Origin of the sequence: Planctomyces sp. SH-PL62 (assembly GCF_001610895.1) — a bacterium.
Taxonomy (GTDB): domain Bacteria; phylum Planctomycetota; class Planctomycetia; order Isosphaerales; family Isosphaeraceae; genus Paludisphaera.
Genome location: NZ_CP011273.1, coordinates 1638586 through 1651064, shown reverse-complemented (window position 1 = coordinate 1651064; position 12479 = coordinate 1638586). Strand labels below are relative to the sequence as shown.

Here is a 12479-nt window from a genome sequence, read left to right as displayed (position 1 = left end):
CCCCGGCCGTCACGTACGATAGAAACCGTTGGAGAAGGCGATTTTTGGACTTGCCCCGCCGACGACCGCCGAACCGTCCCTGACGTCGTCGGCCCCCTGAACCGGCCCGGTCCCGCCCCGCCACCCACCCACCCGCCCGAGACCTGGAACCCACCCCGATCCAGGAGAACTACCGTGAACTTCGATCGCCGATCGCTCATGCGCACGCTCGTCCCGGCCGCCTTCCTGGCCGTCTCGCTCGGCGACGCTCCGGCGATCGCCCAGACGGTCGCCCCCGTCCGGGTGCGGGTCTGGTGCGAGGGAGAGACGTCGCCGTCGGCGTATCCCGACGGAGTCGACGTCGCCCTGGTCGACTCGCTGTCGCGTCAGCCGGGCCTCCTGGTGTCCCGGGCGCGGCTCGACGAACCCGAGGCGGGGCTCGCCGACGGCGCCCTCGACGCCACCGACGTGCTGGTGTGGTGGGGCCGCACCCGACATGACGAGGTCCCCGACGCTCGGGCCCAGGCCGTCGCCGGCCGCGTCCGCGAGGGGAAACTCGGCCTGGTGGCCCTCTACGCCTCGTGCGGCAGCAAGCCGTTCCGGCTCCTGATGGACAGCATGCCGTGCGAGCCCGGCAGCTGGCGCGAGGACGGCCGGCCCGAATTCGTCGCCGTGAAGGCGCCGGAACACCCCATCGCCGCCGGCGTGGCCCCGTTCACCATCCCCAAGACCGATATGTTCTCCGAACCGTTCGCCGTGCCGCAGCCGGAGACCGTCGTGTTCGTCTCCTCCTGGGAACGCGGCGAGACCATGCGCAGCGGGATGACCTGGACCGTCGGCAAGGGCCGCATCGTCTACCTGCGCACCGGCTCGGAATCCTTCCCCGTGCTGTATCACCCCTCGGTGAAGCTCTCCATCACCAACGCCGTCTTCTGGGGCGCGCGACGGCCCTGACCGGCCCCAGGCGCGACCGAGCATGGGTGAGATCGCCCTGCGCGCGGGATGGTCGACGCCAGGCCTGGGTTGTTGACTGGTCCGAGGCTCCACTTATAATCATGCGATCGTCGCCGTGGAACATGGCGACGGATGCAGACCGCCCGCATGGGTCGAAGCTTTCGAGATCGCGCGGTATGACAGGCCGCGGAGACCAGCTACAACGCTTTCTTCTGAAAGCTGAACGTTCCGGGGGCCCGTCGTTGGACGGCGGGCCTTGCATGGACCGATCGGTGGTTCGTCCTGTGGGCGAGGGAGTCGCTCCTTCGACTACCGGCCCAGACCTCAAACCTCAGACGGAGTCAGCATCGATGCGGAAAGTCCTCCTGAGCCTGGCCGCCCTGGCCATCGCGACCCCGGCCTTCGCGGGCGAGAACTACAACAAGGTCGTGAAGCCGGGCGACAAGGCCCCGGTCTTCTCGGGCATCCCGGCCTACACGCCCGGCGGCGAGCAGACCAGCCTCACCCTGTCCGACGTGAAGGAAGACGTGGTCGTCCTGGTCTTCCTGGCGAACCACTGCCCCGCCGTCGTCGGCTGCGAGGACCGGCTCAACGAGTTCACCAGCGAGTACAAGGACAAGGGCGTCCGCGTCGTCGGCCTCTGCGTCAACGACATCGAGGAAGACAAGCTTCCCGCCATCCTGAAGCGGGTCACCGACAAGAACGACAAGAAGATCAACTACGACTACGGGTACGACGAGAGCCAGGCCGTCGGCCGGGCCTACGGCGCCACGAAGACCCCGTACTTCTTCGTCCTCGACAAGGATCGCACGATCCGCTACCTGGGCGCCTTCGACGACAACGCCGACGAGGCCAAGGTCACCAAGCACTACGTCAAGGACGCCGTCGACGCCCTGCTCGCCGGCAAGGCCCCGGCGGTCGAAGAGACCCGCGCCAAGGGCTGCGGCGTCAAGTACAACAACTGATCGGATCGCCTCGAACGATCGCCTCGGCCGCCGGGCCGAGGCGACTCCGTGAGACCACCTCGGGCCGTCGGACTGATCGTCCGGCGGCTCGATTCGCTTCCCCGGGCCCTGTTTCCGCCGGGCCGACCCAACCCAGGAATCGACGACCATGATCCGCAAGTCCGCCATTGTCGCCGCGGTCGTCCTGGCCGGCCTGATCGCGGCCCCGGGACGCGCCGACGACCCCAAGACCGACCCCGTCTCGCTTCGCCAACTCACCTGGGCCCAATTCCAGGAACACCTGGCCTCCCCCAAGGACGCCCGGTACACCCTGGTCGACGCCTGGGCCACGACCTGCGGCCCCTGCAAGGAGAACTTCCCGCACCTCGTGGAGATGCACCGGAAGTTCGCCCCGCAAGGCCTGGCCGTCGTCTCGCTCTCGCTCGACGACTCCGAGGACGAGAAGGCCGTCGCCGAGGCCGAGAAGTTCCTCCGCGAGAAGCAGGCGACGTTCACGAACGTCCTGCTCAAGGAAAATTTCGGCGACGGCTTCGACAAGCTCGACATTGGCGCCATTCCGGCCGTCTTCCTTTACGGGCCCGACGGCAAGGAGATCAAGCGGTTCACCATGGACGACCCCAACGACCAATTCACCTATGAGCAGGTCGAGAAGGAAGTCGCCGCCCGCCTGGCCGCCCCGAAATGACCTTGGGACCCGCCTCCCTGATGTGATAAGATGACGACTTCGGCCGGGGCCTGCGCGAGATTGGGCTCGGTCGCCACTCTCAACCGAGAAAATAGACGGCGATGAAAGACGGCATCCATCCCAATTACGTCGACTCCACGGTCACGTGCGGCTGCGGCAACTCGTTCCAGACCCGCAGCACCAAGCCGAAGATCGCTGTGGAAGTCTGCTCGAAGTGCCACCCGTTCTTCACCGGGTCGGTGAAGTTCGTCGACGCCGCCGGACGGGTCGACAAGTTCAACAAGAAGTTCCAGGGCACCTACGGCAAGAAGAAGGCGGCCGAGCCCGCCGCCGTCGAGGCCGCCGAGCCCGCCAAGGCCTAGGCCCCGCCCCTGGATCTCGCGAATCACGGCCCGCGGGACGGTTCCACCTCCCCGCCGGGCCGTTTCGCTTGATCTGGAAGACGCACGCGTCGCGACGGCCCCCTAGGTCCCCGGCTCCTGGCAGGTCCCCCCTCCGTGTTCGAGAAGCTGCAGGCGGACTATCGACGCTTCCTTGAGATCGAGCAGGCCCTGCTCGACCCGGCCGTCGCCGCCGACTCCGCGCGCGTCACCGCCCTCTCCCGGGAGCGCGGCAAGATCGCCAAGACGGCGACCCTCTACGGCCGCTACCTCGATCTCGGCAAGCAGATTGCCGAGGCCGAGGTCCTGATCGACGCCGAGGCCGACGCCGCCATGCGCGCGTACGTCGAGGGGGAAGCCGCCGTCCTCCGCGATCGCCGCGAGGCCGACGCCGAACAGCTCCGCGACATCCTCTACGATCGCGAATCCGGGGCTGACCACGCGGCGCTCATCATGGAGATCCGGGCGGGCGCCGGCGGCGACGAGGCGGCCCTCTTCGCCCGCGATCTCTACGAGATGTATCGTCGGTTCTCCGACTCGATGGGCTGGAAATTCGAGCTTCTGGACATGGAAGCGACCGAGCTGGCCGGCTTCCGCGAAGTCTCGTTCAGCGTCACCGGCGAGGGGGCCTTCCGCCTCCTCCAGTTCGAGAGCGGCGGCCATCGCGTCCAGAGGGTGCCGCAGACCGAGACCCAGGGCCGCATCCACACCTCGGCCGCGACCGTCGCCGTGCTCCCCGAGCCCGAGGACGTCGAGATCGACATCCGCAACGAGGACGTCCGCATCGACGTGATGTGCTCCGGCGGGCCGGGCGGCCAGCACCAGAACAAGACCGAGAGCGGCGTCCGGCTCACGCATCTCCCCACCGGGATCGTCGTCAACTGCCGCGACGAGCGGAGCCAGCACAAGAACAAGGCCAAGGCGTTCCGCGTCCTCCGCTCGCGCATCTACGATCTGCTCCAGGAGCGGACGCGGTCGCAGCGCGACCAGGCGCGTCGCTCCCTGATCGGCTCGGGAGATCGCTCCCAGCGGATCCGGACCTACAACTTCCCCCAGAACCGCGTGACCGACCACCGGATCGGGCTGACGCTCTACAATCTTGACCAGGTGATTCAGGGCGACCTGACGGGGCTGCTCAAGGCGCTGGTCGATCACGACCGTCGCGAGCAACTGGGCGACTTCTGAAACGGTCCTCACGCCACGGAAAGAGGGGGGCATGCGGCCCGACACCCAAAACCCCGTACCGGCTGGAGAGGCTCCGCCCGCGACGCCGACCGCCCGGACGGACGCCGACTGGACGATCGGCCGGCTCATCGCCTGGACCGCCGACTATCTCAAGAAGCGAGGTGCCGACAGCCCTCGCCTCGACGCCGAGGTCATGCTCGCCCACGTCCTGGACTATGAACGGGTGCAGCTCTACACGCACTACGACGACCTCGTCGGCGAGGCGGCCCGCGGCCGATATCGCGACCTCGTCAAGCGTCGGTCCGAGGGGGCGCCCGTCGCCTACCTGGTCGGCCGCAAGGAGTTCTACTCGCTCCGCTTCGACGTGACGCCGGCCGTCCTGATCCCCCGCCCCGAGACGGAATACGTCGTCCTCGGATTCCTCGAAGCGGCCAAGGGGCTTGAATCGCCGGTCGCGGCGGACGTCGGGACCGGGTCGGGCTGCCTGGCCGTCTCCTGCGCCCGGCACCACGCCACCGTCCGGTTCACGGCGATCGACGTCTCGGCGGAGGCCCTCGCGGTGGCCCGCAAGAACGCGGAACGACACGGCGTCGGGGATCGGGTCGAGTTCCTCCAGGGCGACCTGCTCGGCCCCGTGACGGATCGGCCGCCGTTCGACGTGATCCTCTCCAATCCCCCGTACATCCCGACCGGCGACCTGGCGGGCCTGGAACCCGGCGTCCGCGACTACGAGCCCCATCTCGCCCTCGACGGCGGCCCCGAGGGCCTGGACCTCTTCGAACGCCTCGCCGCCCAGGCGATCCCGCTGCTCAAGCCGGGAGGGCGGCTGATCCTGGAGATCGGCGCGGGCCAGGAGGAGGACGTCCGGGCCCTCCTCTCGCGCCATCGCGAGTTCCAGATCCTGCCCACGGTTCGCGACCTGCAGGGCCATCCTCGCGTCATCCAGGCCGCACGCGCCGTTTGAGATGCGACGAGCCCGCGCCGCGGCGGCGCATGAGGAAAGAATCATGGAGATATTTTCACCTCGTTTTTCTTGACGCCCGACGGGTTTTCCCCATGAATGGACGTCGGCCTCCGCGCCTTTCGAGGCGTGCGGCCGACGTTTCGAGATCGAAGATCCCAGGGAGAGCCGCATGATCGATTACACGTTCCGCTACGAGAAAGCCGGGAATCAGGACGACCAGCAACCGAGCTCGAGCGAGGAGGCGCGGGAAGCGCTCCAGCGCGGCAACCGCGTCTTTTCGGAATGGATGAGGACGTGCCGGGCCTCGCCCCCGGGCACGCACGAGCAGTTCGTCATCCCCTGCGGCGGGCTGAGCTCGATCTTCTCGCTCGATCCCACGGAATTCCCCACCCAGAAGCCGTTCGCCCTGGTGCTGGGCTGTTCCGACGCGCGGGTGCCGACCGAGATGCTGTTCGGCCAGGGATTCAACGACCTGTTCGTGGTCCGGAACGCGGGCAACGTCCTGAGCGACGTGGTCCTGGGGAGCATCGACTTCACGGTCCGGGCGCTGAGCGACAGCGTCCGCGTGATCGTCGTGCTCGGCCACACGAACTGCGGCGCGGTCAAGGGGGCGGTGAACGCGTACCTGAATCCCGGCGAGTTCTGGTCCGAGTCGTACTCGCCGAACCTTCGGCTGATCTTCCAGCGGATTTTCGTGGCCGTCCGGGAGTCGGACAACATCATCCGCGAGGTCTGGGGGCCGGACGCGGCCTCGCAGCCCGGCTATCGCGACGCCCTGATCGAGGCGGCCGTCTGCATGAACGCCGCCCATTCGGCGTTCGCGATCCGGCAGGAGGTCGAGGCTGACCGGCGTGAGGGGATCGAGGTCCTGTTCGGCGTCTACGACGTGCGGACCTATCAGGTCTGCATGCCGACCTACGCCTACGAGCCGGCCGCCGACCACGTGAATCTCGCGCCAGCCCCGAAGCACCCGCAGGAGATGGCCGCGCTGGCGAGGGAGATCGCGACTTATCTGAAGCCTGGGGCGAAGCCCGCTTCGCCCCCTCGCGAGGGCTGAGTCCGCACGGTCAACGCGTCGTCCGGGCTCCGTCGGGGCCCGGCGACGGCCTCCGGGCCTTGCGACCGCCGCGCGAGCAGTTGGAGCGCCGCGTCGTATCGGCTCTTGACCCCCCACTGGGGGAAGAGGCCGCCCGCGAGGATCAGGAGCGACGTGACCACCACGGCGATCCGCTCCGGCCGCCGGATCCTCAGGTCGATCGACGAGGATTCCGCCTTCCCGGCGAAGATGCGGAAGTACGCCTGGGTGACCGCCAGTCCGTTGAGGGCCGCGACGATCACGATGAGCGGCCCCACCACCGGCATCGTCCGGAAGGCGGCCTCGACGATCATCTCGATGCTGATGAAACCGGCCGTCCCCGGAAACCCGACGCTCGCCAGCCCGGTCAGCAGGAAGAGCCCGGCCATCGTCGGGATTTCATCGTACAGCCCCAGGAACTCCGTCAGCGCGATCCGCCCCACCCGCGCCTCGACGCAGCGGAGGACCAGCCCGAAGCCGGTCAGCGAGATCGAGACCGACAGCCAGAGGCTCAGCGACCCCGTCAGGCCGATCGGCGTGGCAGTCTCGATCCCCACCAGGACGAGCGAGGAGCAACTGAGGAAGACGTAGCAGAAGAACCGCCTCGCGTCGCGCTGGACCAAGGCCATGCCGCCGGCGTAGAGGGCCGTGATCAGCGACATCATCGAGATGATCCACAGGTCCCACGTCGGCGCGATCGGCAACACCAGGCGGGTCACGCCGAACGCCGCCGTCAAAGGCGTCACGAACAGCAGGGCCGTGCCGAACGTCGCGTGCTCGAACAGGTCGGTCATCCAGCAATGGAACGGGACGACGCCGCACCGCACGAGCATCGCCAGGGTAAGCAAGAGTATCGCCCAATGTGGCGGAGTCCCGCCCGCCGCCGCGTTCGACACTCCCCACTGGCCCAAGATCATGAGCGTGATGAACAGGGCCATGTGGATCAGGTAGACGCGGCTCGGCTGCCGGTTCGCGACCAGCTCCATGTAGCGTGGGAGCGTCGAGATAGCCATCAGGACCACCAGTCCCCAGGGGGTCGAGGCGGCGAAGATCGCCATCAGGATCGACTCGGTGATCAGGGTGCGCGGGAGCGAGAATTCCCGGACCTTGGTGCGCAGGGTGGCCAGGATCGTCAGCAGGTGGATCAGCGCGCCGAGGGGCATCAGGGGGGCGTTGAGCGCGTCGATCGCCAGCCATGCCCAGCTCGGCCCGAACCCCGGGAAGGGACGGCAGCCCGGGGCGTCTCGGGGCCCCAGGAGTTCAAAATCGACCCAGGCGGCGATCGTGGCGAGCAGCGTTAAACCGCCGATCGCCAGGGCGTGCTCGCGGGCGACCAGCGGGTCGCGTCGGAACCTCACCCAGATCGAACCGAGCGCGGGGAGGAGGATCGCCAGCTCCAGCCACGGGAGTCGCATCGAGCTCATGAGTGGTCCTCTCCGGCCGGCGGCGTGAGGGCGACGGGGTCGTGTCGGCGGCGGGGGTCGTGGTCGTGCGGGCGGTCGCGTCGCCCGGCGAGGAAGCCCGTCCAGCGGGCCTCCATCCGGTCGCACCAGCGGAAGCTGAGGACGAAGGGACGGACGATGAATCGGTCGAGCGCCGCGTCAAGCCGCCCTCGTTCGAGTCCGACTCGGTAGAGCCGCCTCCGCGCCTCGGACGGCAGTCGCCGCTCGGTGAAGCTCGGCGCGCGAGGGATCGGACCGCCGAGGGCGTTTTCCAGCATGTGATAATCGTGCAGCAGCGAGGGGGAGCGGAGGAACTGGAGGGTCCGCTGGCACGCGTGGCCGATGATGTGCACCAGCGCCAGGTAGCGGAAGCCCAGGCCGATCTCGGCCGTGATGATCCCCACCTGCGTCAGCGACGCATACGCCAGGGCCGTCTTGACGTCGGTCTGCACCCGGCCCGCCACCACGCCGAACACCGCCGAAGCCGCCCCGATCAGGACGACGCATGCGCAGAGCGGCGGCGAAGCCTTCAGGATCGGATCGACCCGGAGCAGCAAGTAGGTCCCGAGGTGGACCGAGAGGGCGCCGTAGAAGACCGCGCTCGACGGCGTCGGCCCCTCCATCGCGCGAGGGAGCCAGCCCGAGAACGGGACCAGGGCCGACTTCCCGGCGGCCGCGATCAACAGCAGCAGGCCCACCCCCAGCGCCGCGGCGGGTGCGATCGCCGCCTCCGATCCCGGCCACGGGCCGGAGCCGGTCAGGGCGGCGAAGTCCCCGCCCCCCGAAAGGCGGTGGAGCGTCAGCGCCGCGATCAGGAACGCTGCGTCCGAGAACCGGTAGACCGTCCAGATCCGCTGGGCGTTGAACACCGGCGCCGCCCGCTCGTGGAAGAACGCCACCAGCAGCGCCGAGGCGAGCCCGACCAGCTCCCAGCCCATGAACAGCGTCTCGATCGTCCCCGCCAGCGAGGCCACCACCATGCCGAGCAGGAAGACCGCGAAGTACAAAAAGAACCGCCGGTAGCCCGGCTCTCGGTGGAGGTAACGGTTGGCGAAGCTCCCGGTCACCCCCACCAGGATGAACGTCAAGGCGGCGAACGGCACGGACAGCCGGTCGAACAGGAATTTCACGCGGAAGTGGAAGTGTTCGGACGGGAGGGCCACCCAGTCGCCGACCTCCACCTGCACCTCGCGGTCGCCGGTCCAGAGCATCGCCAGCAACATGCCGACGACCGAGAAGAGGCCGAAGGAGACGCAGGCGGCCGTCCACCTCGCCATCGTCTTCTCGCCCAACCGCGTCGTGAAGAAGGTCGACAGGCCAAAGACCGCCAGTAACAGCAAGGGGGCGCCGACGGCCCCCAGCCCGAAAAGTCGAGCGACCCATTCGTTCACGATCGGGGCTCCTGCCCCGCGTGGGGGGCCGACGAGGCGGGGGACGGCGAGGTCGGTGCGATCGAGGCGAAACCCAGATGGTCCCGCCAGCCGCGATACCAGTCGAGCGACGATTCGGCTCGGGGGAGATCGTGGGTCGGCCCCTCGTAACGGGAGAATCCGTCGCCGCGGTGGAGGTGGACCACGGCGCGTTCCGGGTCCAGCGTCGCGATGTGGACCCAGCCGTTGCGGACCATTCGGGTCATCATCGCGTCGGCTTCCAGCACGCGGGCCAGCCGCTCGGGCGTCGTCTCCACGACGATCAGGATTCGGATCGGCTCGTGGAGTTCGACCATCTGCCACGGTAGGCCGGGCCGGAGGTCGCTCGCCGGGCCGTCCATGACGCCCAGCAGCGCGGTGATGTTGTGCGGGAGCTTGGTCCCGCAGCCGTAGCCGGCCGGGTCGACCCGGGAGAAGTAGTATTCGAGGTTGATGCCGCCGCAGACCGGGAAGACCGCGCGGAGCAGCCCGGCGAGGATGTTGTCCTCCTCGTCGTCCCTCGCGGCGTCGTACGAGGTCAGGAAGGCGCGGCGGTCGAGGAAGAGGCCCCGGGTGCGTTCGCGCCGGCCGACGATGCACAGGGCGTTGGTCGCGTGGCCTAGCTCGGGGCGGGTCTGCGACAGGTCCCCCGCCCTCCCCTCGACGTGTCGGATCGCCTCCTCGAACGTCTGCGACAGCGGCGCCGACTCGAACCGCCGGCAGCGCTCGTGCGCGTTGCGCTTTCGCGCCACGTCAAGGGCGGCGAACGCCTCGTTGAAAAGGTCTTCATGCGTGACCGGGAGCCGGTCGAGCTCGAACCAGCCGATCGAGTCGTCGCAGGTGTTGTGGAACCCGCCGACGAAATAGGCGTGGTCGGGGATCGTCGTCCCGTCCCTTTCCAGGGCCGCCCGCACTCGCGGGTCGTTGGCCATCTGGGCGAAGGCCCGGGCGTTCGGCCCCCCCGCGATCCGCCGCAGGCGCCGCAGTCGTAGGCCGCCCCCTGGGGGTTGTTCAGGCTCGACGAGCCGTGGCCCAGGATCAGGATCAGGGGGGAGAAGAGGCCGGGGTCGGTCAGGCCGATCGCGCGGAGCCCGCCGCCGACGATGTCGGCCATCTCGGCGACGCTGTAACCGAGATGGCCGTTCTCGGGCCCCGGCTCGGGCGAACCTCGCTCCAGCCGGAGCTGGGTCAACTGCGGCGTCACGATCCGGTTCAAGAGCCGGCGAGCCCGCGCCGTCTCTCGCGGCAGCAGGACCCGCGTCAGCAGCGGCACCGCGGCGAAGGCTCCGAGCAGGCCCGTGACGATGCCGCCGAGGAACGTCCGCGAACCCATGTGGATGCGATACGCCAGGCTCCCCAGGCCGCGACGCAGGGACTGCTGGAAGCGGCTGGCCCCGGTGAGCGAGCGGATCGGCTCCTCGCAGACGAAGATTTTCGGCTTCACGTTGACCGGGCAGAGCGGGCGGAACTGGGCCTCGGCCACGCCTCGATAGTACATCGCCACGCCGAAGAATCCGGCCATCCCGAAGGTCTCGCAGCGCGGCTCGACTTCCTCCAAATGGCGGCGCAGCGACTCCTCGCGCTCGTCGAGGCAGCAGACCACCTGGAATCTCGCCGGGCCGTCGGCGTCGCCTCGCGGCGTCGGATGGTGGGCGAGCAGGGCCCGAAGGGCCTGGACCTGGTACCGTCGTTCGTAAGCGAGTTGATACACCCGCCGTCGTTCGAGGCCGTCGAACGACTCGATTTCGGTCACCAGCCGAGACCACTCGCTCTTGGACAGCCTCGCCAGTTCCATCGGGCCCCAACCGCGCACCTGCGCGAGCTGGAACAGCAGATAGGCGCGACGATCCACGCTCGTCCGCGGGGGTTTGGGATGGCTGGAGGCGAGGACCCGTCGCATCTCGTTCAAGGGGACGCGTCGACCCAGGAAATCTTCCGCGGCCCAGCCGACGGCCAGCCGCTCCAGGATGAGCCGGACGGCGAGATACTCGACCAGCGTCCCCGGAGGTGCGGGACGGGCGGCCCACTCGGCGTTCGTCTCCATCTGCCAGACGACCCCCGCCCATCCCCGGAGCGCGAGCAAGGTGCTCTGGATATACTTCGGGGCCTCGGCGGCCGACACGCCCAGGAGCCTGAGCGACTCGGCGATCGACGCCAGCGGGGAGAGCCCGGCCGCCTCGATCCGTCGCAGCTCGGCGGGGAGCGGGCGCAGCCACTCGGCCATCGGCCGGGCGTCGCGATTGAGGTCGAGGAAAGCCCGGAAGTATCCGGCGTCGCGGCCCGGCAGTTCCCAGGCCGCAAACCCTTGATCCAGGAAGGGCCCGGTGAAGCGGATCAGGACTTCATGGACGCTCAGGTCCGTGTCGTAGCCGGAGGCCGCCAGCACGTGGTCGCGATGGCGGATCGGAGCCGGCGGTACGGCCCCGGACGGTCGGACGCCGTGAGCGCCGAGATGGCAGATCCGCCAGAGCAGCGTGAGCGTGAAGGCCTCCCACGTCGCGGCGGACCATTGCTCGACGCGAGAGCCTCGGTACTCGCGCGATGCGAGGAGCGCGTCGACGACGTCGCGCCCCGATCGGCCCGGCGCCTCGCGCCCGCCGGCGTACTCGCGCATGATCCATCGGCGGTTCTGGTCGACGAGTCGCTGGCGGACCTCGGGGGGGGTCTCCGAGCGGAAACGGTGCAGCGCGTCGGTCTCGGCGATCACCCAGCGGAGTTCGGCGTCGGTCCCCAGGCGGAGCGGGTGTTCGAGCATCGCCAGTCGCAGATGGTAGCGGGTCCCCATGAACCCGATCAGCCGGTCGGCCTCGTCACCGAGTTCTTCCATCAGCGCCCAGGCGAGATCTTCCTGGAGGATACGGCCTCGCGCCAGCTCGCGGCGGAAATGCTCCTCGCTCAGATAAGGCTCGCTGCCGAACATCGCCTTCGCCTGGATGACCGCGCGGCCGAACGGCTCGTCCTCGAAGGCGTGCAGCGTGTTGTGATGGACGAAGACCGAGATCGGCCCTTGGGACGGCAGGTAGTGGGCCGCATGTTCGATCCAGCCGTTGATCGCTTCGAGCGGGGGCTCGCCCTCGGACCGGGTGGTGACGTCAGGGGCCTCGACGTGGGAGTGGCTCAAGGGAGGTCGACTCCGGATGCGCGAGGTGGTCGCCCGACCGGAGACGCGGGGCGTCCGCGGAGGACTTTCGGGGATCTCTCCCCGAACGACCGCTTCGAGCCGTTCGCGTGCGGACGTCTCGACGACATGGCGTGTGACGACTCCCGGCACGAAGACGAGGATGCCGGACACCGCCCAACGTCGGACAGGTGCGGACGTCGCGACCGGGGCGAATGGTAGCCCTTCCGGACGTCGGGCGGCGACGGAGACATCCTGGAAGAGGAGTGAGGACGTGTCACGTCGACGCGGGTCGATGAAGAGATTTTAGTGCAAGCGGCCTC

At 68.8% G+C, this 12479-nt stretch carries 9 protein-coding genes and 1 pseudogene; 7 read left to right on the top strand and 3 right to left on the bottom strand.

What is annotated here, in order from left to right; genetic code table 11:
- The first annotated feature begins 174 nt into the window (after window positions 1-174).
- From VT85_RS06395 to VT85_RS06365, 7 genes are all read left to right on the top strand, one after another.
- Window positions 175-933: a ThuA domain-containing protein gene (locus tag VT85_RS06395; RefSeq protein ID WP_068412171.1), complete on the top strand. Its 759-nt coding sequence runs from the start codon at window positions 175-177 to the stop codon at window positions 931-933.
- A gap of 350 nt (window positions 934-1283) precedes the next feature.
- Window positions 1284-1898: a thioredoxin family protein gene (locus VT85_RS06390; protein ID WP_068412169.1), complete on the top strand. Its 615-nt coding sequence runs from the start codon at window positions 1284-1286 to the stop codon at window positions 1896-1898.
- 148 nt (window positions 1899-2046) lie between these two features.
- Window positions 2047-2583, top strand: a complete 537-nt coding sequence (locus VT85_RS06385) for a TlpA family protein disulfide reductase (RefSeq protein ID WP_068412166.1) — start codon at window positions 2047-2049, stop codon at window positions 2581-2583.
- A 101-nt stretch (window positions 2584-2684) separates the two neighbouring features.
- Complete coding sequence (gene rpmE / locus VT85_RS06380) at window positions 2685-2945, top strand: 50S ribosomal protein L31 (protein WP_068412163.1); 261 nt, start codon at window positions 2685-2687, stop codon at window positions 2943-2945.
- Window positions 2946-3080: 135 nt separating this feature from the next.
- A complete protein-coding gene (gene prfA / locus VT85_RS06375) occupies window positions 3081-4148 on the top strand; it encodes a peptide chain release factor 1 (RefSeq protein ID WP_082858398.1) in 1068 nt (355 codons plus the stop codon).
- Window positions 4149-4179: 31 nt separating this feature from the next.
- Window positions 4180-5112: a peptide chain release factor N(5)-glutamine methyltransferase gene (gene prmC, locus VT85_RS06370; protein WP_197491129.1), complete on the top strand. Its 933-nt coding sequence runs from the start codon at window positions 4180-4182 to the stop codon at window positions 5110-5112.
- A 169-nt stretch (window positions 5113-5281) separates the two neighbouring features.
- Window positions 5282-6169 (top strand): carbonic anhydrase, encoded by an 888-nt coding sequence (locus VT85_RS06365; RefSeq protein ID WP_068412148.1) that lies wholly within the window; start codon window positions 5282-5284, stop codon window positions 6167-6169.
- Here VT85_RS06365 and VT85_RS06360 read toward each other — a convergent pair.
- From VT85_RS06360 to VT85_RS06350, 3 genes and pseudogenes are all read right to left on the bottom strand, one after another.
- Entirely contained in the window at window positions 6121-7611 is a 1491-nt protein-coding gene (locus tag VT85_RS06360; protein WP_068412145.1) for a proton-conducting transporter membrane subunit, read from the bottom strand. The genes VT85_RS06365 and VT85_RS06360 overlap by 49 nt on opposite strands.
- Complete coding sequence (locus VT85_RS06355; RefSeq protein WP_231871465.1) at window positions 7608-9020, bottom strand: proton-conducting transporter membrane subunit; 1413 nt, start codon at window positions 9018-9020, stop codon at window positions 7608-7610. Before VT85_RS06355 ends, VT85_RS06360 begins: the two co-directional genes overlap by 4 nt.
- Window positions 9017-12309: pseudogene (locus VT85_RS06350) on the bottom strand (DUF2309 domain-containing protein). Before VT85_RS06350 ends, VT85_RS06355 begins: the two are co-directional and overlap by 4 nt.
- Window positions 12310-12479 lie beyond the last annotated feature (170 nt).